This is a genomic window from Pseudoalteromonas sp. Angola-4, assembly GCF_028599265.1.
Lineage (GTDB): Bacteria > Pseudomonadota > Gammaproteobacteria > Enterobacterales > Alteromonadaceae > Pseudoalteromonas > Pseudoalteromonas atlantica.
On record NZ_JAQREK010000015.1, the window covers coordinates 73,501 to 97,307 of the forward strand.

Here is a 23,807-nt window from a genome sequence, read left to right on the forward strand (position 1 = left end):
GCGTAGGGGGTAGTGACGTATTAAAATGCGCCTTTATAGCTAATTGATTAAAGAAGAGTTGCCATGACTTGGGGTTTAGAAACAGCACGCGCTACATATAATGTTGCTCATTGGAGCGATGGCTATTTTGATATTAACGCACAAGGCGAGCTGGTTGCCTACCCAGATGGTGACCAATCTAAAAATGCGATTTCTTTAACGCAGCTCACAGAGCAATTTAAGCAGCAAGGTTTAACATTGCCGGTGTTGGTGCGCTTTACCGATATTTTAAAAAATAGAGTAGATACACTCACCCATGCATTTACCTTAGCGCGCAGCAGCCGCGAGTACCAAGGCAAGTACACGTGTGTATACCCTATAAAAGTAAATCAGCAACGCTCGGTGGTCAGTAAACTATTGGCGCACCCAAGTGGTTTAGTTGGCCTAGAGGCCGGTTCAAAACCTGAGCTTATGGCAATTTTAGGGGTAGCCGATAAACCCATTACTATTGTGTGCAATGGCTATAAAGACAGTGAATTTTTACGTTTAGCCTGTATTGGTCAAGCCATGGGGCACAGCGTTAAAATAGTCGTCGAAAAACTCTCAGAGCTGACGACCTTACTTGAAGAAATAGATAACCTAGGCATAGAGCCTGCCATTGGGATACGTATTCGCTTAAACTCAGTAGGCAAAGGTAAGTGGCAAAATACCGGTGGCGAAAAAGGCAAATTTGGCTTAACTGCAGGCCAAGTGCTTAGTGCTGTTGAGGTGCTTAAAAAGCATAATAAATTGCATCTAATGCAAATGGTGCATTTTCATATTGGCTCTCAAATTGCCAATATACGCGACATACACCGCGCCCTGCGTGAATGCGCGCGCCACTTTGCTGAACTTACCCAGCTAGGAGTGCCGCTTAATACAGTTGATGTAGGCGGTGGCTTAGGGGTTGACTACGAAGGCTCAGGCTCACGCAGTGCTTGCTCGATGAACTACACCGTTGAAGAATACGCACGTAATGTGGTTAATGCTTTTGCTGAGGTGTGCGACCAACATCAACTTACGCACCCAGCCATTATCACCGAATCAGGGCGTGCTTTAACAGCGCACCACGCGGTGTTAATTACCGATGTAATAGACGTAGAAAAAGCGCCAAATCATCCAAACCCAGAACCGCCACTTAAAAACAGTGCGCTAGTGCTTGATGAAATGTGGCAGTGTTTACAGCGTTTAAACCCGCGTATGGCGCTAGAGATTTACCACGATGCGATGCACTTATTTAGCGAAGCGCACGACCAATACGTGCATGGGTTAGTAAGCATGCTAGAGTGGGCGAAAATAGAGCAATTATACTTTACTATTTTGCACCGAGTACGCGCATCCCTTAGCAATAACGCGCGTGCGCACCGTGAGGTGCTTGACGATTTACACGAAAAGCTAGCCGATAAGCTATTTGTTAACTTTTCACTGTTTCAGTCGTTACCTGATGTATGGGGCATTGAGCAGTTGTTTCCGGTTATGCCTATCGAAAATTTAGATAAACCGCTTACCCAGCGCGCTATTATTCAAGATATTACCTGTGACTCAGATGGGCAAATTCGTGAGTACGTAGAAGGCGCGGGCATAGAAACCAGTTTACCTATACCTGAGTACCAACATGGCGAGCAATACCATATAGCCATGTTTATGGTGGGGGCTTACCAAGAAATTTTAGGTGATTTACATAACTTATTTGGCGACACCGACTCAGTGCATGTAGAGCTTAACGACGACGGTTATGTATTAACCAATGCCATTAAAGGTGATAGCGTTAAGGATGTATTAAAGTTTGTTGACTATGATAGCGCCATTTTGGCACAAAACTTTGAATTATTGGTCAACAAGCTAGCAGTGTCTGAGCAGTGTAAAGCAGGGTATTTAGCCGAGCTTAATGCCGGGCTTGAAGGTTATACTTACTTCGAAGATTAACCGTACACTCTCAGAATTAAAAGCGTCGCTGTTTGGCGCGCATTGTTTAAAGGAAAGTAAATAGATGTCAGTAATCCGCAGTGTATTAAGTATTATGCTTTATACAATCAACACACTTATTTGGTTTGTGCCTATTTTTGTTTGTGGGCTATTAAAATTAATCCCTATCAAGCCTATGCAAAAGCTTTTAAGCTGGGTTGCTAAACAGTGTGCCACTATTTGGGTGTCGGTTAATAGCATTAACCAACGCTTATTCACGCCAACAAAAATTAACGTTACCGGCCTTGAAGAAACCAAATTAAAAGACTGGTACTTAGTAATTGCTAATCATCAAAGCTGGGTAGATATATTAGTGCTGCAGCGTGTATTTAATCGAAAAATACCTTTTTTAAACTTTTTTTTAAAAAAAGAGCTTATTTACGTGCCAATTTTAGGTGTGTGCTGGTGGGCGCTCGACTTTCCATTTATGACCCGTACCAGTAAAGCACAGCTAAAAAAGAACCCAAAGCTACGTGGTAAAGACATAGAAACAACCCGCAAAGCCTGTGAAAAATTTAAAGAAATGCCAGTAAGCATTGTTAATTTTGTAGAAGGTACACGTTTTACAACACAAAAACATGCTCGCCAAAATAGCCCTTTTCCGCATTTATTAAAGCCAAAAGCAGGCGGGATCGCATTTGTAATGCAAGCCATGGGTGAGCAAATCTCTAAAGTGGTTAATGTGACCATTCATTACCCCGATGGCATCCCTACGTTTATGGACTTTGCCGGCGGCAAAGTGAAGCAAATTAATGTGCATGTAGACATTCGCCCAGTAAGCGAGGAGTTGATTGGTGATTACACTGGCGACTCTGAGTTTAGAGTTGGCTTTCAAAGTGAATTAAATCGTTTATGGGAAGAAAAAGAGCACACGCTTTTGCAGCTCGAACAAAACCATAAATAATAAGGTAATAAAAAATGGGCTTACAATTATGCTAAAAAAGTGGTTACCAAATTGGCTCAATGGCTTAATTGTAGGCTGCGTGATTTTTTCAAATGTAATCATTTTTGGCACCTTAGTATTAATGCTAGGGTTAATAAAGCTTGCCCTGCCTTTTTCTATAATTAACACCATACTGCATAGCGTGTACCGAGGCTGGTGTAATGGCAATCGGTTTGGTTTGTGGCTGGGCTGCGCCAACATAAAAGTAAACATAAACGGCGATGTAAATTCAAAAAGTTGGTACTTACTAATTTGTAACCACATGAGCTGGTTAGATATTGTGGTGCTTAGCTCAATTAATGTATTACCAGCACCAAAGTTTTTTTTAAAAGACGAATTAAAGTATGTGCCATTTATTGGCTCTGGCGCATGGGCTATGGGCATGCCTTTTATGAAGCGCGTAACTAAAGCGCAGCTTGCTAAAAACCCCAAGCTTAAAGGGCTAGATGTTGAGCGTACCAAGCAAAGCTGTCGTAATTTTAGGAATAATCCCACCACCATAATTAATTTTGTTGAAGGCACCCGCTACACGCACGCAAAGCATGCAAGCCAGCAAAGCCCGTTTAAACATTTACTCAAGCCCAAAGCGGGCGGGATTGCCTTTGCACTTGAGGTACTTGGCGAGCAATTTGACGCCATGCTAAATACCAGTGTGGTGTACAGCGGCAGCACAAGCCATGTTTGTCGTAATATTTTAAAGGGCGAGCTTGATTCAATTTATGTTTCTATTGATGTGGTTGCTATAAACCAGCAAATGTTAGGTAGTTACCAACACGACAAAGCATTTAGAAGCCACTTTCAAAAGTACGTTAATGAGCTATGGGTTGCTAAAGACGCGCAACTTGCCAGCATTTATGCCCAACACGATTTACCTGAGCCACCCATTTGTAAGGAAATAGAAACACTATGACCAATACCCACCTGCAGGAGCTAATCGCTCCTTGGTTTGAAAAAGTACCCGACGCAGATTTTTTAAGTGCAATTACTGCAGCCTCTATTGGTGTATTTTCGTTGTTAGTGGTGTATTTATTTACACGCCGATTAATGCTGCCAGGCATTCAAAAAGTGGTGACTAAGTTATCTCCAGAGCGCATAGGGTTACTTTCTCCGTTGCTCACAAAACTTAATAAGCGCATAGCCGGTATGCTATGTAGCGTGCTTTTTTTAGCAACCTTCGACAGCGTTTACCCTGTTAATGAGCTTAGTGCCGAAATACTAAAAACCATTGGCCAAGGTATATTAATTATTCATGTAGGCTTTATTTTTAGCAGCATTGTAAGCATTGCCGGCGCTATTTATAACCAGCTAGATTTTGCCCGCGAAGTGCCAATTCAGGGCTTATTACAAGTTGTTAAGCTGATCACCTTTATTGTGTGTGCAATTTTAATAGTCAGCATTGTGCTTGAAAAATCGCCTACCTATATTTTGTCGGGTTTTGGTGCGATAGCCGCTGTTACTTTATTGGTTTTTAAAGACACTATTTTAGGCTTTGTAGCCAGTATTCAAATTGCGGCAAACCGATTAGTTACTTACGGCGATTGGATTCAAGTAGAAAACTACGGCGCCGACGGTGAAGTAATAGACTTAGGGCTAAACACCGTAAAAGTGCGTAACTGGGATAACACCATTACGACTATTCCTACTTATATGCTGGTAGCAGGGTCGTTCAAAAACTGGCGAGGAATGCAAGAGTCTGGCGGGCGACGTATTAAGCGCTCGCTTAATATTGATATGCACAGCATATGCTTAGTAAGTGACGAATTTAGAAAACAAATAGATGCAGCTATACCACTGCACGAATATATACGTGTTGCCTCGCTGCCTGATCCGGTCTCTAACTTAGGCTTGTTTCGCCGCTACGCCGAGGGCTATTTAAAGCAGCATAACAGAATAAATACCTCACTGACGCTTATGGTGCGTGAGCTACAACCAATGAACCACGGCTTACCGATTGAGTTTTATTGCTTTAGTGAAGACAAACGCTGGATATCTTACGAGCATTTACAAGCTGAAATTATGGATCACTTATTGGCAGTGTTGCCAGTATTTGGCCTTAGAGCGTATCAAAGTGTTAGCGGGCAATTAAGCCCGCCTAATGCACAGCAAACCGATAAGCCGACCTTTAAAGTAATGGCAAATAGTGCTGAACAAGGCCCACACTAATAAATAAAGCTAATAGCCACCAAATAGGTGGCTTTTTCATTCTTAGCCATGCAAAAGCGGCAATAACCAGTGCAACCTGCCATAGGTTGTGAACGGCTGATGTCCAAATAGGTGAGTACAAAGCCGCCGCTAAAAAGCCAACTACGGCAGCGTTAAGCGCCGCAATAGAGCTTGCAAAGCGAGGTTTACTTGCCAGGTTTAACCAGCTTTTTTGAAACGCCAGCATTAATAAAAAACCCGGAGTAAAAATAAGTAGGGTTGCAGCTATGGCCCCTATTAAGGGTTGCTCTGAAGTGAGTTGCGCGCCTAAGTAAGTGGCTATTGTAAACATGGGGCCAGGGATAGCTTGAGCACTGGCATACGCACTTAAAAATTGATCGTTACTTAGCGCTGGTACGCCAGCTTGCAATACAGGCAATACCACGTGCCCGCCCCCAAACACCATAGCGCCCGCTTGGTAAAAAGGAGCAAACAAAGCAAGGTCATCACCTAAAGGTATAAAGCTAATAGCGAGTAGTAATACAAATAAGCCTAAAGGGAGCGACCTAAACGCGCTTTTAGTATCTGCTTTAGGCTCAGTCTGGGTGTTGAGTTGTAACAGAGGCCAAATTGCGCCTATAGCAGCGGCACTCACTAAAATAGCTATTTGCGTGCTAAGTAAAGGAAATAGTAATAAAGCCAAGGTACTCATTACTGCGATAAGCTTGAGCGCAGCGCTGGTACAAAAGCTTTTTGCCATAGTGAGTGTTGCATCGGCCACAATAACAACCGCAAACAGTTTTAAGCCCGCAATAATAGCAAAGTAAACAGCATCAAACTGATGCGCGCTTACCGCTAATAACAACATGATTAAAAAAGACGGTAAGGTAAAAGCGATAAATGCGGTAATGCCACCAATAACCCCCGCCCGCTCAACACCAATTGCAAAGCCCACTTGACTTGAACCTGGCCCGGGCAGCGCTTGGCTTAAACTAATAAGCTGCGCGTAGCGGGTATCGCTTAACCAGTTTAATGTGTCTACAAAGTGGCGTTTAAAATAGCCTAAATGGGCAGCAGGGCCACCAAAACTCATGCAGCCAAGTAAAAAAAACTGTCTAAAAATAGCGACTAACATTAAGCTCATATCCTTTTTTAAAGTTCATTAAATTGTCACAAAGGAGTATGACACTTTTATTAAATGCATACATTAATTCGTAATCTACAAATAATACCAATCCACTTAATTAAGTGGATTGGTATAAAGCGAACTGCTTTTAACATGCTCTTCATAGTTTGTTCATACATGTATTTGCATACTCGCTTTATAATTCTTAATGAATAGGACATCACATGACTTTAACTAAATCACTTTTAAGCGTAACCGTAGTAGCTGTATTGCTAAGTGGTTGCGAAATGAACAACACAGGCAAGGGCGCCGCAATTGGTGCAGCCGCAGGTGGCGTATTAGGTAAAGCAACGGGTAATCATAAAGACAAGCGTATCTTTATTGGTGCTGCTATTGGCGCACTAGCGGGTGCTGCTGTAGGTGATTACATGGATAAGCAAGAAGAAGCGTTTCGTGATGAACTAGCAGGCTCAGGGGTTGAAGTTGTACGTGAGGGCGATAACTTACGTTTAGTTATGCCATCTAATATTACCTTTGCGACAGACCAATCTTATATTTCATCAGGTTTTAACGATACTCTAAACGCCATTGCTAAAGTAATGAACAAATACGAAAAAACCTACCTAAGCGTGGAAGGTCACACAGATAGCACAGGTAAAGACAGCTACAATATGAACCTGTCGCGCGAGCGCGCACAAAGCGTTAAAAATTACTTAGTGAACCAGCAAATTATGGCTGCACGTATTAGCACTACAGGCTACGGCGAAACCCGCCCAATAGCCACTAACGATAGCGCTAACGGCCGAGCTCAAAACCGCCGTGTAGAAATTCAAATAGTGCCAAACACAGAAGGTTAGTTTTTGTTGAACTGCAATTCACAAAGACGCTGATACAAAGGGGAGCTTGCTAGCAATTGCTGGTGGCTCCCTGTTGCTTTTATTTCTCCATTTTCCATTACTACAATCACATCGGCATGTTTAACCGTGGCCAGCCTATGGGCAATAATTAACGTTGTTCTATTTTGCATTAAATGCTCAAGCGCGGCTTGTACGTGGTGCTCACTTTGCGCATCGAGTGCACTGGTGGCTTCATCTAAAAGCAGTATTTCTGGGTCTTTTAAAATAGCGCGTGCCAATACAATACGCTGCTTTTGACCACCCGATAGCCTTACGCCTTGCTCACCTAAAAAGCTGTTATAACCTTGCGGTAATTGCTTAATAAATTCATCGGCATGAGCATGTTTTGCGGCCGTATATACTTGCTCGTCAGTGGCGTTTGGGTTGCCGTAACGAATGTTATGCATTACGTCTGAGCTAAATAAAATAGGGTTTTGTGCCACCATGCCCATTTTGTCCCTCAGGGTGGTAAGCGATATGTCTTTAATATTTACATCATGAAATTTAATCGCGCCGTGAGCAGGGTCGTAAAAGCGCTGTAGTAATTCAAATAACGTCGTTTTACCTGCGCCAGAGGGGCCTACAATAGCCACTGTTTTACCTTGCTCTATTGTTAAACTTATTTTGTTAAGTGCGCTTACATCGGGGCGAGATGGGTAGTTAAAGCTAATATTTTCAAGTGCAATGGCGGGGCTGTCAGTCTTTATTAATAGCTTTTCGTCTTGTGGAGTGACAGGGTTTTCTATTTCACTTTTAACGGCCAGTAATTCAAGTAGGCGCGCTGCCGCCCCAGCAGCTCGTTGTAGCTCGCCGTAAACCTCGGCTACGGTAGCCACCGACATGGCCACCATAATGGCGTAAAACACAAATGCACCTAGCTCGCCACCTGTCATGGTGCCTGCCAGTACATCACTACCGCCTACCCAGAGCATTACGCTAATCGCACTAAAGGTTAAAAATATTACCGCAGCAATTAAAAAAGAGCGCTGTTTAATACGGCTTTTGGCAACGTTAAAGGCTTTTTCTGTTTCAAGTGCAAAGGCGTGTTGTTCACGCTGTTCGTGGCTATAGCTTTGTACTACTTTAATATTTTGAATGATCTCGCCGGCATAGGTGCTTATATCGGCTATTGCATCTTGGCTAGAACTTGCAAGTTTGCGAACCTTTTTGCCAAATACCATCATCGGCACTAATACTAGCGGCACACACGCAACCACTACGAGCGTAAGCTTTAAGTTAGTCACTAATAGCATTACCAAGCCACCCACTAACATTAATGCACTGCGCAGCGCCATAGAAAAGGAAGAGCCAATAATCGATTGCAGCAAGGTGGTGTCGGTTGTTAAGCGCGACATAAGCTCGCCACTGCGGTTTTCTTCAAAGTAACTTGGGTGCAAGGTAACAATGCGATTAAACACCGCTTTGCGAATATCGTTACTGACTCGTTCGCCAATCCACGACATTAAATAAAAGCGGCTAAAGGTGCCCACGGCCAATAAACTAATTAAACCAATAAGCACTAATACAGCTTGTTGTAGCTGCGCTTGGGAGCCAGCAATAAAGCCATGATCTATGACAAACTTAACCCCTTGGCCTAATGATAAGTTAACACCAGCGGTGACTAAAAGGGCGCCAAGTGCGGCCACTACCATCCATTTATACGGTTTAATAAACGCAAAAATAGGTAATAAACTACTAAAAGCGGCTTTTTCGGGCTTAGGGCTTGTTTTTGACATAGTGGATTCTTTTTAAAGGTTAAGGTATAGATATGGCACTAAGATAATAAAAATCAATACTTTTAAACATTAGCATCAATAAGGAAACGTTATGACTACTGCAACCGTAAGTGGAGAATTTAATGTAAATCTGGCCCCAATAGAAGGCTACGCAAGCGGCCAAAACGGCGTTAATTTAGGGCGTATGTCGATAGATAAAACATTTAAAGGTAGCTTAAATGCCACCAGCCAAGGCGAAATGCTAAGCGCCATGACTCCTACACAAGGCAGTGCCGGTTATGTTGCCATAGAGCAAGTAATAGGCGAGCTTGAAGGTAAACAAGGCAGCTTTGTATTACAGCATTTTGGTACTATGGATAAAGGCCAAGACAGCCTAATTTTAAATGTAATTCCCGATTCAGGCACTCATGAGCTAGAAGGGTTAACGGGCAGTATGAAAATACGTATTGAGCAAGGGATTCACTACTACGATTTTGAATACACCTTATAATACCAATCCGCAATATTACTTAATCATTTTGCGGGCCTAAACGTGTCGCTACCTGCGTTAAAAAATTCTAATTTAGAACAACTAAATAGCGAATTTTTTGCCTAGCTATCAACACGTTTTTCCGTCCTCAAAAAAGATCACTTAAATAAGCGAATTGGTATAAGATACACAAGGATTAAAATGCAAAAAGTAATCGAATTTAGAAAGACTCGTTTTTTGGGGGGCGTAGATATAGCCGCACTGAATGACCGCATACAGGAATTAAATCAAGATGGCTGGAAAGTAATAAACGCAGTGCCAATAACCGGTTTTTATGGGCAAGTGCATGGTTATACATTATTTATTGAAACTGACGAGCTTTAAATGACATTTACAGTATGGTTAAGCCTAGCGGCTATTTGTATGATGGGTGCAATGTCGCCAGGGCCAAGTTTAGCGGTGGTTTTAAAGCACTCACTTAACGGCAGTATGAAAAACGGAATGCTTGCCGCGCTCAGCCATGGTACCGGTGTTGGGTTATACGCAGGTGCATCGTTATTAGGGCTAGGCGCTTTAATGATGCAGTTTCCGACTGTTTATCAAATATTAGTGTATTCAGGCGCAGCTTATTTGGCGTATTTAGGTATAAAAATATTGCTAGCAAAACCGAGCAATAACGAACTTGAAGTACAAAAAAGTGAAGTAAGTGCTGGCCAAGCTTTACAAGATGGCTTTGCTATTGCCTTTTTGAACCCCAAGCTCGCTATTTTCTTTTTAGCCTTGTTCTCGCAGTTTATTGACCCTCAGCTACTAACTTTAAGCGTGGGCATAATTATGTGTTTAACCGTGTTTGTAATTGATACCGGCTGGTATTTGCTGGTGGCGTTGCTGACAGAGGTTTCAAAAAATCGCTTTGGCTTTACCAAGCAAAGTCCGTGGCTTGATAAAATACTGGGAGTCGTATTTATTGCCCTTGCGATAAAAGTGGTGCTAAGCCTTTAAAGCGCGTTCCCGATACAGAGGCGCGTGCCTATATGCCCCTGCAGCCTAACCCTCATGCCCTGCATACGTATTCATCACATTAATTTTACCTTTTGGTTACAATTTGCTGGTTGTGTTTTAAACAATACAGCAACACCTGACAACAATAACTCAAAGGTTCACACACATGGACAAGTTTAAACTAAGTGCACTTATGCTGGCTTTATTTGCCGCTAATAGTGCATTGGCTGCAAACGAAGACTTAACAAATCAATCACCCAGCACACAAGCTGAAGATTTAGAAATTATTGAAGTGCGAGGCTTTAGTCGCAGTTTAATTCAATCTTTAAATCAAAAGCGTTTTAGCGATACGGTGTCAGAACAAATTTCTGCCGATGATTTAGGGGCACTGCCTGATATTTCAATGGCCGATGCACTTACACGATTACCTGGTATTTCAGCGGTGCGAACGGGTGGGCAAGCGGCGCAAATTAATATACGCGGGCTGTCGGGCGGGTTTGTATTTTCAACACTTAATGGCCGCGAGCAAGTATCTACAAGTGGCAGCCGCAGTATTGAGTTTGACCAATATCCGTCAGAATTAATTAGCTCTGCGGCGGTATACAAATCGCCAAAGGCATCGCTTATTGAAGGTGGCGTGGCCGGTACCGTAGAGCTTGAAACCGCCAGTCCACTTAATAATGATCAAACGCATAAATTTGTAGCTAATGTGCGTGGTATGTATAACGACCGCGCCTCAGAGGTATCGGATGCCACAGAATTTGGCGACCGGATTAGTTTTTCGTATCAAGGCAAATACCTAGACGACACGTTAGGCGTAGCGCTAGGCTATGCGCGTTTGTTTCAGCCAAGTGTAGCAACGCAGTTTATTGGCCTTGCGTACAACGACACAAAAGACGTTGATGGCGCAGCTAACGACACCAATGGCCCTTTAGCTAACCCAGAAAACGAATACATTAGCGAAGGCTTTGAGCTACAGCATTTAGGCGGCGAAGAAACCCGTAATGGTTACTTAGCAGCTATAGAGTGGGCGCCGGTAGATAACTTTACATTAAAAGGTGATGCGTTTTTATCGCGCTTTGATAAAGAGTCATTTGCTCGCGGCCTGAGGGTTAAATTAGGCGGGCCAACAGCTGCATATGCTAACGCTCAGCTTGATGGTAATGCCGTAATAGGCGCAGCGGTTAACCGCACTTCGCAAAGTTATACCCGCGTTGAAATAGTGAACGACGACAACCAAGACTTTGACGAAGTAGACAGCTTTGGCGTGAATGCCGATTGGCAGGTAACCGATAGACTAAACGTAAATGCCGATGTGTCGCTTTCTCGCGCAAAAAGTAATTTTAGAAATGGCTTACTGTGGAGTTTAGTAGCTGAAGATGCCAATGCAGAAACGCCAGTATTTGATAACAACGTAGCAATTAACTATCAATTAAATGGCTTAAATTTACCTGACGTTGGGTTTAATCAGGCGCCCGCCTTTAGTGATATAGACCGTGTAATGGTCAGCAAATATGGTATTTACCCAGATCAAACAGAAGATGAAGTAACGGCATTTAGACTCGATTTTAAATACGAGCTAGAAAGCGATATTTTTAGCTCAGTAGAATTTGGTGCGCGCTACTCAGATAGAGAGTACAGCCGTAAACGCTCGGTATTTGAGTACGGTAACGACGGGGCGTTTTCAGCAACGCAACCCCCTTTACGTTTAACCGACGATATGGCGTCAGTGGTTGACTGGCAGGGCGAGTTTAGTTATTTCCCATCGTATTTAGCCATTGATTTAGATAAAGCACTTAACGCATGGTTTCCAGATGGTACGCCAGAACCCGTTCAAACATGGGGCAATGCCGATGGCGTAGACGACGCGCAAGGTTACACAACTAACTATTCGTGGTCAGTGCTGCAAAGCGGCTCGGTGTTTGAAGATGTGCTAGCCGCGTACGTTATGGTAAACATTAACACGCAAATTGCCGGCCTTGACCTATCGGGTAATGTGGGTATACGCCGTATCGAAACCGACCAATCTGCAACGGTACTAGAGAACGTAGCAGGCGATGCACGCTTAGGTGCGCAAAATATTGTTGATGAGAACGGCATTGTAAATAATTTATACGCACCTAATGTATTAGGCACTAAATACACCGACTACTTACCATCATTAAATTTAAACCTGCAACTTAACGATAATTCACTTGTACGCTTTGCTGCGGCTAAAGTAATGTCGCGTGCGCCAATTAACCGCTTAGCGGGCGATGCCAGTGCAAATGTGAGTGATGATGGGATTATTAATGGTTCAAGTACTAATAACCCATTTTTAAAACCCTTTTATGCCGACCAATACGACTTATCTTACGAATATTATTTTGAAGAAGGTAACGGCACTATCGCTGCGGCGTTATTTTATAAAAATATAGACTCGTTTGTTGAAACCTTATCAATCGAAAACTTCGACTTTAAAGGCAACGGCTTTAACGTTCCTGATTTTATAGAAGACCCCGTTAGTGGCGAGCAAGTTGCCACAACTAACGGTATTTACACCACGGCAGTTAATAACGGTGAAGGTGGCTACATTAGAGGGCTAGAGCTTGCGTATACGCAAGTGTTTAGCTTTTTACCTTCGCCATTTAATGGCTTAGGCGCTAACGCAAGTTACTCATACACAGAAAGTGAAATTGAATCGATTACCAGTTTAGGGGGCGATACATTAGCGCAATCTTTACCTGGGCTGTCTAATAACGTGCTTAATGCCACAGTGTTTTATGCTTTAGACGATTTTGAAACCCGCCTTAATGTGCGTTACCGCGATGAATTTGTATCGGAGCAGGTTGCCATTAACGAGCAAGTAGTTAATTTTGATGCCGAAACCGTAGTCGACTTTCAAACCTCTTATCGCTTTAGCGACTCGCTAACAATGCTTTTGCAAGTTAATAACTTAACCGATGAACCAACCCAAAGTTACTTTGGCTCAGAGCAACGAACAGGGACGACTCAGTACTTTGGTCGTCAGTTCTACCTTGGTTTTACATACAGTCATTAATTAGCAAACGGAGCGTTTAAAAATGAAAATTATAACTATGCCTAAATATTTGCTAATAACGTTAGCGTTAATGCTATTAGCAGCGTGTGGTGGAACAGATGAAGTTGAATCTGGTGAACCATTACTTACCTGTAATGTGCCACAAGTCCCTAATGAAGCGGGGACACAATGTGTCGATCCCGAACCTATATCATGCCCTGCACCGACAGTACCTGATGAAAATAACGAAAGCTGTGTGGTTGGCGCCGACCCAACCCTGCCAGACCCTGTGGTATTTGCAGGGGAAGGAGAGGCGGTTTTATTTTACAACCGCTTAGCCGATGATAACTACGAAGGCTACCGATTACATTCGTGGAATAACGAGGTATGCGATGCTTATGCACCGCCATTTGATACCAGCGATTGGGCTAACGGCCACGAGTACGATGGTATTGACCCTAACTACGGTGCGTATTGGATAATTAATCTTAAAGAGGGTTATAACGAATGTGCCAATTTTATTATTCATATTGGTACAGAAGGGTCAGGTAAAGCGTTTGGTGATGTGGATTTAACTATGCCGCTGATGCAAGACGATGAAACCTTTCAACGTATGAACTTTACCATTCATGGTGAGCCTTCGGTGTTTGAATACCCTATTTTAAGTTTGGGCGAACGCGCAGTTGCTATAACAGGTGCTTCAGCGCATTGGATTGATTTAAATACTATTTTGTATAAACCAAGTAACGAGCTTACAAGCCTAATTAAGTTGCATTCATCAGCTACGGCTCAGCTTGAAGTGGATATTGATACTGGTTTAAACGGCGATACTGTTACGCTGCAATCAAGCAGTTTAACTGATGAGCAAGCGGCAAAAGTACCGCATTTAACCACTTGGAACGCTTACGAAGGAAGTTGGGATACAAACACGGCTAAAGCGCTTATAAAGTCGCAGCTTGTTATTGCCGGTTACGATAGTGAAGGTAAGCTGCTAGAAGCAAGCTATGTGCAAACCGCTAAAGCACTCGATGCCCTTTACACACAAGGCGAAGACGACGCTAACGAAGCTGTACTTGGCGTAACTTATGGCAATAACGCGATTGATGTAACTGTGTGGGCACCCACTGCTAATAACATGGTGCTAAACGTGTTTGATGATGCAAAAACACAAGTGCACTCTATACCAATGACATTAAATACACAGACAGGTATTTGGCAAGCAAGTTTAGATATGCAATACGACCGCCATTACTACCGCTTTAATTTTGATGTTTACCACCCACTGACTCAGCAAATAGAGTCGCTTTGGAGTACAGACCCTTACTCACTCAATGTATCTACCAATGGTTTATACAGCCAGCTGATTAATTTAGCCGATGATGACACTAAACCAGAAGGCTGGGATGAGCGTATCGTGCCTACTATTACTAGCCCAGAAGATGCGGTTATTTATGAAGGCCACGTACGTGATTTTAGTGTGCGTGATCAGTCAGTAAGCGAAGCAAACCGCGGTAAATACCTTGCATTCACTGAACTTGAAAGCGTGCCAATGCAGCACCTTAAGCAATTAGCAGATAAAGGCTTAACACACTTTCATTTACTGCCAGTGACTGATATTGGCACCATTGAAGAGGATGCCTCACAGCGTGTGGAAATTACAGACACCTTAGGTAAATTATGTGAGCGTATTAACGATGAAGCTGATGCATGTAAAATCGAAGATAAAAACAGCACCATTGTCGATATTATGCAAAGTTACCTCCCTGGCTCAGATGATGCACAAGCATTAGCCAGTGCGATGCGTGATTTAGACGGCTTTAACTGGGGTTACGATCCGCATTACTTTATAGCGCCTGAAGGCTCGTATGCCTCAAGCCCAGAGGGCATTGCCCGCGTTAAAGAAACCCGCGCTATGGTGCAATCACTGCAAGAAGTAGGACTTCGTGTTGTACTGGATGTGGTTTATAACCACACAACATCATCGGGTATTTGGGACAAGTCGGTATTTGATAAGCTTGTACCGGGTTATTACCATCGCTATAACGAAGTAAGTGGTGAAATAGAGCGCTCAACATGTTGTGAAAATACAGCTACAGAGCATGTAATGATGGATAAGTTTGTTACTGATTCATTAGTTATTTTAGCGCGTGAATTTGGCTACGACAGTTTTAGATTTGATGTTATGGGGCATATGCCTAAATCATCAATATTAGCTGCGCGTGAAGCCGTGCAAGCAGTTGACCCAGATAACTATTTTTACGGTGAAGGCTGGGATTTTGGTGAAGTAGCTAACAATCGTTTATTTACACAAGCTAAACAGGCTGATATGGCAGGCTCAGAGGTGGGTACATTTAATGACCGTATTCGTGAAGCCGTGCGTGGTGGTGCAATGTTTAGCAATAACCCGACAGATGGCAACCTAGCCGAACAAGACACGTTACGGTTATCGCTGGCGGGCAACTTACAAAATTACATTCTAAAAGACTTTAAAGGTAATTCATCTAAAGGTAATAGCTTTACTTGGAATACTCAGCCAACGGCGTATGCACTAGACCCTGCCGATAGCATTCATTACGTATCAAAACACGATAACGAAACACTGTGGGATCAGTTGCAATACAAACATGCATCAAGCATGAGTATTGAGCAACGTGTGCGCGCGCACAACATGGCATTATCTATTCCACTTATGAGCCAAGGCATTCCTTTTATGCAATTAGGCGCTGATTTACTGCGTTCTAAGTCAATGGATCGTGATAGCTATAATGCCGGTGATTGGTTTAATGCTGTTGATTTAACCAAAGAGAATAATAACTGGAACATTGGTTTACCAAACGCAGAGAAGAACCAAGAAAAATGGTCTGAAATTATGCCTATATCTGCTAATCCAGATGCACAGGCAATGCCGCAAGACATAGCTTATGCAGGCGATGTATTTAACGAGTTTTTACAAATACGTAGCAGCAGCCCACTATTTAGATTAACCACAGAGCAAGATGTCATTGAGCGAGTGGGTTTTCATAACGTAGGTAAAGCGCAGCAACATGGCTTAATTGTAATGAACATTGATGATGGCGAAGGATTAACAGACTTAGACCCAGCATTTGATGCGCTTGTAGTGGTGATTAACGCAACCGAGCAAACCCTTAGCCATACTATTGCCACGGCAGCGGGTTTTGAATTACACGACGTATTAAAAAACAGTGTTGATGCAAGCATGGCCAGCGCCAATTTTGCCCAAGGCGATAACGAAGGCACATTTACTGTACCGCCTTACACACTAGCTGTTTTTACTAAAAACCAAGGTGAGAGCCAAGGTGTTGGTTTAAGTGCAAATGCGACCGTAGGCGCGCCTGATGTAGTACCTTATGGCAGCACCGCTGTGTTTGTGCGCGGAACTTTAAATGACTGGGGCACACGTGATGCATTTGAATATATTGGCGAGGGTGAATACCGTATAGCAATTGCGCTAAGCGCTGGCGACTACGAATTTAAAATTGCCTCAGAAGATTGGTCTACAGTTGATTTTGGTGCGCTTACTGACGCTGATAAAGAGGTAGTTGAAAATCAAAGTGAGCCATTAACGCGCTCAGGTGCAAACATGACCTTCAGCGCTGCCATTGATGCAACCTATGTATTTTCGCTTGATGCTTCAAACCCAGAAAATCCAACGCTTACTTTATACAACGAAGAGCCATTTGTAGGCACTGCTATTTATGTGCGCGGTACGCTTAATGATTGGGGAGTAACCGATGAGCTAAGTTATAAAGGTAAAGGCATTTACACCTTTACTAAAACACTGAGCGCTACAAGCTATGAATTTAAAGTAGCGTCAGAAGATTGGAGCACGGTTGATTATGGCTCGGCTGAGGGTGATGCCAGCGTAATGGTTGGCACTGCTGAGCAGTTGTCGGTTGCGGGCGCGAATATGACCATAGACATTGCTGAGGAAGGTGAATACCAGTTTATATTTGACGCCAGTGATTTAAATAACGTAACGCTAAAAGTGCTCAACGGCGAAATGTTTGCACAAACACCGGTATTTATTCGCGGCAGCTTAAATGACTGGAGTACTGATAACCCGCTTATGTACGAGGGTGATGCAATTTACTCTGCTTCTATTGAATTAGAAGTGGGCGACTACGAATTTAAAGTAGCGTCTGAAGATTGGAGCACAGTGGATTACGGTGGAGCAGGCGATACGCCGGTAGTGGTAATTGATGAACTAACACCACTTGAAGCGGTAGGTGCCAACATAACACTGAATATTACCGAACAAGGTACCTACACGTTTAATGTAATAGGCCCAGATAGAGAAAATGTAAGCATACTTATCAACAAGCAGTAGCAGTTATATTTTCCCAAACCTAAGCCGAGCATAGCCCTGTATGCTCGGCTTTTTTAATGCCTAATTAATACCCAACAAAAGGGGGGGGTTAAAAACGATAGTTAACCGACATCATCACAGTCGTGGTGTTATCGGTATCAATAATGGGTGAGTCTTCAATATCAGAATCGAGCTGCTTATAGTTAACCATGGCATTTACGTTCCAGTTTCTATTAATGTAATATATTAAAAATAAACCCGCATTGTAGTTAACCGTAGAACCAAGTTCGTAAGGCGCATAGGTGGTAGATTCGCCCTGTGCTACACCATAATAATAGTTAGATACATCACTGCTATTTAGCTCAACGCCTACAGAAGGAACGAGCATTAGTTGTTTAGATAACTTAATAGGGTAACTGTAATTGGTTTTAAATTTAGCGCCATCGCCGTGGCCTATTACATCATGAGTAGCACTGGCGCTTATTTTACCAAAGCTTGCAGTGTAACTAACCTGCGTACCAGCGTAGAGTGATAGCTTTCTATCGTCTAAGGCTTTTATGGCTGCAAAGTCTGAATCTGAGGTATCAAAGTTATCACCTGGCTCTAAAACTAATGACCAATTAAAACCTTGCTGCTCCACTAATTTATAATCAAGCGACAAACCTTTAAAACTAAGTCTTTCGCCTTCGTAAGTAATGATAGGTAAAAATAGCGTTTCACTGTCGGTACCCGCATAAGGTGAGCTGGTAGAAATGACACCGCCCCCTAATGAAAACTGCGACTCAGCTTGCGCAGTAATACTGCCAAGTGCAAGTGTGCCAACTAATAACCGGAGTGAGTTTTGTATATAAGTGTTCATAGGAGCCTTGGTGTTAAGTAAAAAGTGAAAATTGTTTGCGATAAGTAAAGTGTGCCGCAACGCTATTAGGCTTTAGTGTAGCTATATTTTTGATTGGCGTTTGTAAGAGAGTGTATGAAAGTTTATCTGAATGTAAGTGGCTAAATTGCATTGAAGACGTTGATCACATAAGTTTAATAAAGGCATACGTTTGATTAGATTAATAAAATGGGAATGAGGATAAACCAATGAGCAACCCTATTTTAAAAAGTGCCAGCTTTGATCCCAAAGTGAAGCAATACTGGATGACCATGGCATGCTTTTTTAGTGCCGTTGCATTAGTGACCATTCCACTTATACCTGTGGTGTTATTTGTTGTATGGCTGGTGGCAGGTAAAATATTGGCCGCTATGTCGGCGCAATTACTCACGCAAAAGCTGGTTGTTAAACGCGGCATTTTATTTAAAGAAGAAAAATCTATACCACTTGAAAAAATAACCGATGTGGGGCTGAACCAAGGGCCGCTTATGCGCTTTTTTGGGTTATACCGGTTAAGCTTTGAAACTGCAGGGCAGTCGGGTCATGGTGCATTGGTGTCATTACTTGGTGTTGAAAATGCCAGTGAGTTTAGAGAAGCCATACTTGAGCAAAAAGATAACTTAGCTGCGCAAACCCCTAAAACACAGGAGCTTGCTGAAGATCACCTCAACCAAGCATTACTTGCTCGCTTAGTTGAGGTAGTAGAGCGCATAGATACGCGTTTGGCAGCTTTAGAGGCGAAGCGTTAAGCGTTTTGTAATTGAGCCTGACCTGCCAGCATACTTAGCTCTTTGGTACGGCTTTCAACAACCTGATATTCGCGCGCTTTAATTGTACTTATATAATTCCACTTAGCACTGGCTTTTGCAGGTGTAAATGTAACGGTTAAATAGCCGCGCTCCACTAAATTATTATAAGCAAGGTCATCAACTAATAAGGCAATTACTTGCTCTATTTGCGCTACGGTTTGTGCATCTTGTGTGTTTAGCGCTAAATATTCTTCAAGCCCTGGTGATGAAACCGATGCCGTTGCAAATTCCACCCCAGCATTTTGTGAGGCTGCAATAGGGTTACTGGCATCAGTTTTAAGCTGTCCCGCCCAGCCGTTATGAGTATCTCCGGCTAAAACTACTAAGTTTTTTTGTGCTGCAATAGCGGTGCCTAATAATACTTCTCGCTCGTAGGCGTAGCCATCCCAGGCATCAAGGTTATACGGTATGGTGGTTTGAACACGGGCAAGCTCTGCCTCGGTTACACTTGGGTCGCCCGCTAATACACGGCCTTTAATTTGCGCCAGCTCTGCAAATAATACATTGGCCTGTGCGAGCAATTCACTTGGATCGCCTCCGTTTGCCTGAGCACTTTGTAAGCTAGCAAGTAGTAACATGACCTCTACTGGTAAGTGCATTTTTGTCATTAGCACTTGTTGCCCTAATACTTGCCACTGTGTGCTTGAGGTAGTGATGGCATCACTAAGCCATGTAAGTTGTTCACTGCCTAATAATGCACGGTCTGTTGCGCCTATTGCTGCAGCAAATGCGCTTTGCCCTGCAGGGGAGGTAAGATCAAAATCACTATAGTTAAGCTGCTCATCACGCGCTAATACACGGGTATCTAGCATGTATAAAGAGACTAAATTACCAAACTCAAAGCGTCGGTAAATACGTTCTTTGTCGGCTACATTACGAATTGGCATCCACTCAAAGTAGGCTTGTAGTGCATTGAGTTTACGTTGGCTAAATTCGCCTTCACCTTCGTTATGGTTTTCTGCGCCTTCGCGCCATGTGTCGTTGGTGATTTCGTGGTCGTCCCACACTGTTATAAATGCACAGTGGCTATGGGCTGCTTGTAAATCGGCATCGAGGCGATAATTTGCATAGCGTTTTCTATAATCGGTCAGTGCGATAATTTCGCTGCTGTTATCTAATGGTAGCAGTCGGTCTAGCTGTGCGGCGTCTTCGGTTGCATAACCCGTATTGCTGTATTCGTATATGTAATCACCTAAGTGCAGTACCGCATCTAAATCGCTTTGCTTAGCAATTTCGCCATACACATGAAAATACCCGGCAGGGTAATTTGCGCACGATACAACGGCTAATTTCACCTGATCAACCGCACCGACAGGAAGCGTTTTACCTTGTCCGATAGGGGAGGTTTTTCCGTGTGCATTAAAGCGATAGTAATATACGGTATTGGCATCAAGCCCTTGTAAATCAACTTTAAGAGTAAAGTCGGTGGTATCACCGATATGTGCTTCACCATCGTGAACAATATTTGTAAAGCTTTGGTCGGTGGCGGCTTGCCATTGTACTTTTAACGATTTAGTTGTTACATCGAGTGGGGTTACACGGGTCCAAATAATTAAGCTATCGCTTAGCGGGTCGCCGCTGGCAACGCCGTGGTCAAAGCTAACGGGAGTGTCGTCATCATCGTCAAAACGACAACCTGTTAAACCAAGTGATAATACGGCAGCGCCAAATCCTGCTGCCGATGCTTTTAAAAAACTTCTCCGTGTAAATGCCATTGCTTTGTACCTGTAAAGTGTAAAAAGCAAAGTGTAGGCAATTTAGGTTACTTTTTTGTGAAGCAATTAAAAAACTTCACTTACTTGCGTTGCATTACACGTAATAACAGTAACGTTTTCGTAGCCTACGCGGGTTAGCGCTTCTGCACCTAAAGTGGCGCGGGCACCGCTGGCACAATGTAAGTAAATAGGGCGTGCAGCGTCTTTTTCTATTTCCATTAGCTTCATTTCGAGTAATCCGCGTGGAATATTTATTGCCCCTACCGCAGCTACATTGGCATGCTCAGCGGGTTCGCGTACATCAATAAGTAAACCTTTATTTTGTTCTAACTCTTGCTTAGCTTGCGCTGCATCAATACGGCGTTGGTTAGGTGTGATAATTTTTAGTAAATCAGGAATTGAAGTAAGCATTAGTCTGTAAATCCTCTTTTGCGCAAAAAAGTCATTAATGGGCACCATTTAGTGTAGGCGGATTGCACTAAGTTAATACCAATAAATAACGTTAAAAATTGAAAGTTACTATCAACAAAGTAGCTTAAAAGCACAGAAATTGTAACGGCACTTCCGCCAATTAAGAGTATGGCGTCACTTATTTTCATGAATTGACCTTAATATTAGTTTTTTCTAATGTTAATTATATTAGAACTTACTAATGTAAAAGTCTATAATTAAAACACGCAAAATAATTAAGTATCACAATGAATATTGAACAACTTGCAGAAAACGCTCAGCAGGCAGAGCAATTTTTAAAATTAATGGCAAATAAAAACCGTTTAATGATTTTATGTAGTTTATTGCAAGGTGAACAAAGTGTGGGTGAGTTAAATCAAAATGTTCCGTTGGCACAGTCTGCTTTGTCTCAGCATTTGGCGAGTTTACGTAACGCCCAGCTAGTGGCAACTCGCCGTGAGGGACACACAATTTATTATTCGTTAATCGACCCAAAGGTTGAGTCGATTATTACGTTACTATACGAATGGTTTTGTAAGCAAAGTACCGCTGAGTAAGTTGCTTTAAATAAAAGTGGCAATCTCATCAAGCGACTTTTTATCAAGTGCATGGGCAGGTACAGTTGCATCGTCACTTGGGTAGCCCGCAATAAGTAACATGTAAGGACGTTCGTTGTCTTTGTCGCGCTTACAAATGTCGGTTAAAAAACTCATTGGTTTAGGTGTATGGGTAAGCGTAGCTAAGCCACAGCGGTGCAGGGCTTGTATTAAAAACCCAGTAGCCAGCCCTACTGATTCGTGCACATAATAATTGGTGTTTTTATCATCCGTATTCACACCGCCTTTTTTTTGACTAAACACTGCAATAAGCCAAGGCGCATGCTCTAAATAGGGTTTATTGGCGTCGGTACCTAATGGTTTTAGCGCATCAAGCCACTCTTCTCCTGCTCTGCCTTCATAAAAAGAGCGCTCTAGTTTTTCAGCGGCCTCTCTTATTTGTTTTTTTACATCGCTACTGTTTATAGCTACAAAATGCCACGGCTGATGATTCGCTCCACTTGGCGCGGTACCTGCTGCTTTAATACAGGCTTCAATTATATTTTTAGGCACAGGTCGGTCGCTAAAGCTGCGAATACTATGGCGGCGCTGGCTGGTTTGTAAAAATTCGGTTGCGCGTTTTAGCATTTCATCGTGAGGGTATTCTATAAAGTCGTTTAGTGGTTGGCTTTGATGTTTTTGCATGGCTTTACGCTTCTTATAAAGTGTGTGTGTGGTTTTTATACCGACTGAATAAATGCGAGGCAAGTATTATTACCTATCGTGTTTATTTATTGTTACAAAATTAACCATGGTGTAACTTATGTTCCTTTTTTTAATGTGGTATAAAAAGCGCAATAAAAAAACTATTAAAATTCAAGGAAGTAAAAATGCTATCAATAACAGGGTTATCTAAAACCTACGATAATGGCGTACATGCACTACAAGGTGTTGATTTATCTATAGGAAAAGGAATGTTTGGGCTGCTAGGGCCAAATGGCGCCGGTAAATCATCACTAATGCGTACTATTTCTACGTTGCAATCTGCCGATTCGGGTTCAATTACTTTTGATGGTATTGATGTTTTTAAAGACCCACAGGCTCTGCGCCAACGTTTAGGTTATCTACCGCAAGATTTTGGTGTATACCCACGTGTTAGTGCTTACGACTTGCTGGACCACATGGCTGTTTTAAAGGGCATTCATAACAAAGGCGAGCGTAAAGAGTCGGTAGAAGGCTTGCTTGCACATACTAATTTATATCAACATCGCTCAAAAGCCGTAAGTGGCTTTTCGGGCGGTATGCGCCAGCGTTTTGGTATTGCACAAGCCTTACTAGGTGACCCTGATTTACTAATTGTTGATGAACCAACAGCAGGGTTAGATCCTGAAGAGCGAAATCGTTTTCATAACTTGCTAGTAAGCTTAGGCGAGCAAAAAGTCGTTATATTATCGACCCACATTGTTGAAGATGTGGCAGAGCTGTGCCCAAACATGGCCGTACTGGCAGGCGGAAAAATATTATTAGAGGGTAACCCCATTGCCCTTACCGATAAACTCCAAGGCCAAATTTGGCGCAAAGCCATGAGCCAAGAAGAAGCACTAGAGCTTGAGCCGCAACTGCCTGTTATTTCAAAACGCTTATTTGCTGGGCAAACCATATTACATGTATTAGCCAATGAAGCCCCTGAAGGTTTTGAGCTCAGCAGTGCAAACCTAGAAGATGTGTATTTTTCTACGTTGCTTAATCATCGTAACAGCCAAGTAGCATAAGGGGG

General features: G+C 42.8%; 20 protein-coding genes. 13 read left to right on the forward strand and 7 right to left on the reverse strand.

Features of this window, described 5'->3' with window-relative positions; genetic code table 11:
* Positions 1-63 precede the first annotated feature (63 nt).
* From speA to PSH48_RS15875, 4 genes are all read left to right on the forward strand, one after another.
* Positions 64-1,944: a biosynthetic arginine decarboxylase gene (gene speA / locus PSH48_RS15860; RefSeq protein ID WP_029773672.1), complete on the forward strand. Its 1,881-nt coding sequence runs from the start codon at positions 64-66 to the stop codon at positions 1,942-1,944.
* 64 nt (positions 1,945-2,008) lie between these two features.
* The gene (locus PSH48_RS15865) at positions 2,009-2,887 is read left to right on the forward strand and encodes an acyltransferase (protein WP_064384605.1); all 879 of its coding nucleotides are present in this window, start codon (positions 2,009-2,011) and stop codon (positions 2,885-2,887) included.
* Positions 2,888-2,915: 28 nt separating this feature from the next.
* Positions 2,916-3,836 (forward strand): acetyltransferase, encoded by a 921-nt coding sequence (locus PSH48_RS15870; protein ID WP_273611857.1) that lies wholly within the window; start codon positions 2,916-2,918, stop codon positions 3,834-3,836.
* Entirely contained in the window at positions 3,833-5,089 is a 1,257-nt protein-coding gene (locus tag PSH48_RS15875; RefSeq protein WP_029773670.1) for a mechanosensitive ion channel family protein, read from the forward strand. Before PSH48_RS15870 ends, PSH48_RS15875 begins: the two co-directional genes overlap by 4 nt.
* Here PSH48_RS15875 and chrA read toward each other — a convergent pair.
* On the reverse strand, positions 5,049-6,203 hold the full coding sequence (chrA, locus tag PSH48_RS15880) for a chromate efflux transporter (RefSeq protein WP_273611869.1): 1,155 nt from the start codon (positions 6,201-6,203) through the stop codon (positions 5,049-5,051). The two genes, PSH48_RS15875 and chrA, sit on opposite strands and share 41 nt — an antisense overlap.
* 215 nt (positions 6,204-6,418) lie before the next feature.
* On the opposite strand from chrA, the gene PSH48_RS15885 reads away from it, so the two are divergent.
* Entirely contained in the window at positions 6,419-7,051 is a 633-nt protein-coding gene (locus PSH48_RS15885) for an OmpA family protein (RefSeq protein ID WP_004587548.1), read from the forward strand.
* Here PSH48_RS15885 and PSH48_RS15890 read toward each other — a convergent pair.
* Complete coding sequence (locus PSH48_RS15890; protein WP_273611858.1) at positions 7,048-8,826, reverse strand: ABC transporter transmembrane domain-containing protein; 1,779 nt, start codon at positions 8,824-8,826, stop codon at positions 7,048-7,050. The two genes, PSH48_RS15885 and PSH48_RS15890, sit on opposite strands and share 4 nt — an antisense overlap.
* 91 nt (positions 8,827-8,917) lie before the next feature.
* Here PSH48_RS15890 and PSH48_RS15895 point away from each other — a divergent pair, with 91 nt between their 5' ends.
* The 5 genes from PSH48_RS15895 to PSH48_RS15915 all read left to right on the forward strand — a co-directional run bounded on the left by PSH48_RS15895 (position 8,918) and on the right by PSH48_RS15915 (position 17,664).
* Positions 8,918-9,316, forward strand: a complete 399-nt coding sequence (locus PSH48_RS15895) for a DUF3224 domain-containing protein (RefSeq protein ID WP_029773150.1) — start codon at positions 8,918-8,920, stop codon at positions 9,314-9,316.
* A gap of 180 nt (positions 9,317-9,496) precedes the next feature.
* A complete protein-coding gene (locus tag PSH48_RS15900; protein ID WP_273611859.1) occupies positions 9,497-9,679 on the forward strand; it encodes a hypothetical protein in 183 nt (60 codons plus the stop codon).
* Positions 9,680-10,297 carry a LysE family translocator gene (locus PSH48_RS15905; protein WP_273611860.1) on the forward strand — a complete coding sequence of 206 codons (618 nt, stop codon included), beginning with the start codon at positions 9,680-9,682 and terminating at the stop codon, positions 10,295-10,297.
* 166 nt (positions 10,298-10,463) lie between these two features.
* Positions 10,464-13,337 carry a TonB-dependent receptor gene (locus tag PSH48_RS15910; RefSeq protein WP_273611861.1) on the forward strand — a complete coding sequence of 958 codons (2,874 nt, stop codon included), beginning with the start codon at positions 10,464-10,466 and terminating at the stop codon, positions 13,335-13,337.
* Between the two features lie 22 nt (positions 13,338-13,359).
* A complete protein-coding gene (locus PSH48_RS15915) occupies positions 13,360-17,664 on the forward strand; it encodes an alpha-1,6-glucosidase domain-containing protein (protein WP_273611862.1) in 4,305 nt (1,434 codons plus the stop codon).
* A gap of 88 nt (positions 17,665-17,752) precedes the next feature.
* Here the strand turns inward: PSH48_RS15915 and PSH48_RS15920 are convergent, their stop codons facing one another.
* Positions 17,753-18,502, reverse strand: a complete 750-nt coding sequence (locus tag PSH48_RS15920; RefSeq protein ID WP_273611863.1) for a MipA/OmpV family protein — start codon at positions 18,500-18,502, stop codon at positions 17,753-17,755.
* A gap of 227 nt (positions 18,503-18,729) precedes the next feature.
* Here PSH48_RS15920 and PSH48_RS15925 point away from each other — a divergent pair, with 227 nt between their 5' ends.
* Positions 18,730-19,269 carry a PH domain-containing protein gene (locus tag PSH48_RS15925; protein WP_273611864.1) on the forward strand — a complete coding sequence of 180 codons (540 nt, stop codon included), beginning with the start codon at positions 18,730-18,732 and terminating at the stop codon, positions 19,267-19,269.
* Here the strand turns inward: PSH48_RS15925 and PSH48_RS15930 are convergent.
* From PSH48_RS15930 to PSH48_RS15940, 3 genes are all read right to left on the reverse strand, one after another.
* Positions 19,266-21,044 (reverse strand): alkaline phosphatase D family protein, encoded by a 1,779-nt coding sequence (locus PSH48_RS15930; protein ID WP_273611865.1) that lies wholly within the window; start codon positions 21,042-21,044, stop codon positions 19,266-19,268. The genes PSH48_RS15925 and PSH48_RS15930 overlap by 4 nt on opposite strands.
* Positions 21,045-21,110: 66 nt before the next feature.
* Positions 21,111-21,455 carry a rhodanese-like domain-containing protein gene (locus tag PSH48_RS15935; RefSeq protein WP_004589222.1) on the reverse strand — a complete coding sequence of 115 codons (345 nt, stop codon included), beginning with the start codon at positions 21,453-21,455 and terminating at the stop codon, positions 21,111-21,113.
* Entirely contained in the window at positions 21,455-21,643 is a 189-nt protein-coding gene (locus PSH48_RS15940; protein ID WP_004589221.1) for a YgaP family membrane protein, read from the reverse strand. Before PSH48_RS15940 ends, PSH48_RS15935 begins: the two co-directional genes overlap by 1 nt.
* A 99-nt stretch (positions 21,644-21,742) precedes the next feature.
* Between PSH48_RS15940 and PSH48_RS15945 the strand changes: the two genes are divergently transcribed.
* On the forward strand, positions 21,743-22,051 hold the full coding sequence (locus PSH48_RS15945; RefSeq protein WP_004589220.1) for an ArsR/SmtB family transcription factor: 309 nt from the start codon (positions 21,743-21,745) through the stop codon (positions 22,049-22,051).
* A 6-nt stretch (positions 22,052-22,057) separates the two neighbouring features.
* Here PSH48_RS15945 and PSH48_RS15950 read toward each other — a convergent pair whose 3' ends face one another.
* Positions 22,058-22,735, reverse strand: coding sequence for a nitroreductase family protein (locus tag PSH48_RS15950; RefSeq protein WP_029773143.1), 678 nt, complete (start codon positions 22,733-22,735; stop codon positions 22,058-22,060).
* Positions 22,736-22,920: 185 nt separating this feature from the next.
* Here PSH48_RS15950 and PSH48_RS15955 point away from each other — a divergent pair, with 185 nt between their 5' ends.
* Positions 22,921-23,802 carry an ABC transporter ATP-binding protein gene (locus tag PSH48_RS15955; RefSeq protein ID WP_029773142.1) on the forward strand — a complete coding sequence of 294 codons (882 nt, stop codon included), beginning with the start codon at positions 22,921-22,923 and terminating at the stop codon, positions 23,800-23,802.
* The last annotated feature ends 5 nt before the right edge of the window (positions 23,803-23,807 follow it).

What these genes read in the sequence shown, in the direction of transcription:
- speA (WP_029773672.1), top strand. Translation starts at nt 64, where the DNA reads ATGACTTGGGGTTTAGAAACAGCACGCGCTACATATAATGTTGCTCAT.
- PSH48_RS15865 (WP_064384605.1), top strand. Translation starts at nt 2,009, where the DNA reads ATGTCAGTAATCCGCAGTGTATTAAGTATTATGCTTTATACAATCAAC.
- PSH48_RS15870 (WP_273611857.1), top strand. Translation starts at nt 2,916, where the DNA reads ATGCTAAAAAAGTGGTTACCAAATTGGCTCAATGGCTTAATTGTAGGC.
- PSH48_RS15875 (WP_029773670.1), top strand. Translation starts at nt 3,833, where the DNA reads ATGACCAATACCCACCTGCAGGAGCTAATCGCTCCTTGGTTTGAAAAA.
- chrA (WP_273611869.1), bottom strand. Translation starts at nt 6,203, where the DNA reads ATGTTAGTCGCTATTTTTAGACAGTTTTTTTTACTTGGCTGCATGAGT.
- PSH48_RS15885 (WP_004587548.1), top strand. Translation starts at nt 6,419, where the DNA reads ATGACTTTAACTAAATCACTTTTAAGCGTAACCGTAGTAGCTGTATTG.
- PSH48_RS15890 (WP_273611858.1), bottom strand. Translation starts at nt 8,826, where the DNA reads ATGTCAAAAACAAGCCCTAAGCCCGAAAAAGCCGCTTTTAGTAGTTTA.
- PSH48_RS15895 (WP_029773150.1), top strand. Translation starts at nt 8,918, where the DNA reads ATGACTACTGCAACCGTAAGTGGAGAATTTAATGTAAATCTGGCCCCA.
- PSH48_RS15900 (WP_273611859.1), top strand. Translation starts at nt 9,497, where the DNA reads ATGCAAAAAGTAATCGAATTTAGAAAGACTCGTTTTTTGGGGGGCGTA.
- PSH48_RS15905 (WP_273611860.1), top strand. Translation starts at nt 9,680, where the DNA reads ATGACATTTACAGTATGGTTAAGCCTAGCGGCTATTTGTATGATGGGT.
- PSH48_RS15910 (WP_273611861.1), top strand. Translation starts at nt 10,464, where the DNA reads ATGGACAAGTTTAAACTAAGTGCACTTATGCTGGCTTTATTTGCCGCT.
- PSH48_RS15915 (WP_273611862.1), top strand. Translation starts at nt 13,360, where the DNA reads ATGAAAATTATAACTATGCCTAAATATTTGCTAATAACGTTAGCGTTA.
- PSH48_RS15920 (WP_273611863.1), bottom strand. Translation starts at nt 18,502, where the DNA reads ATGAACACTTATATACAAAACTCACTCCGGTTATTAGTTGGCACACTT.
- PSH48_RS15925 (WP_273611864.1), top strand. Translation starts at nt 18,730, where the DNA reads ATGAGCAACCCTATTTTAAAAAGTGCCAGCTTTGATCCCAAAGTGAAG.
- PSH48_RS15930 (WP_273611865.1), bottom strand. Translation starts at nt 21,044, where the DNA reads ATGGCATTTACACGGAGAAGTTTTTTAAAAGCATCGGCAGCAGGATTT.
- PSH48_RS15935 (WP_004589222.1), bottom strand. Translation starts at nt 21,455, where the DNA reads ATGCTTACTTCAATTCCTGATTTACTAAAAATTATCACACCTAACCAA.
- PSH48_RS15940 (WP_004589221.1), bottom strand. Translation starts at nt 21,643, where the DNA reads ATGAAAATAAGTGACGCCATACTCTTAATTGGCGGAAGTGCCGTTACA.
- PSH48_RS15945 (WP_004589220.1), top strand. Translation starts at nt 21,743, where the DNA reads ATGAATATTGAACAACTTGCAGAAAACGCTCAGCAGGCAGAGCAATTT.
- PSH48_RS15950 (WP_029773143.1), bottom strand. Translation starts at nt 22,735, where the DNA reads ATGCAAAAACATCAAAGCCAACCACTAAACGACTTTATAGAATACCCT.
- PSH48_RS15955 (WP_029773142.1), top strand. Translation starts at nt 22,921, where the DNA reads ATGCTATCAATAACAGGGTTATCTAAAACCTACGATAATGGCGTACAT.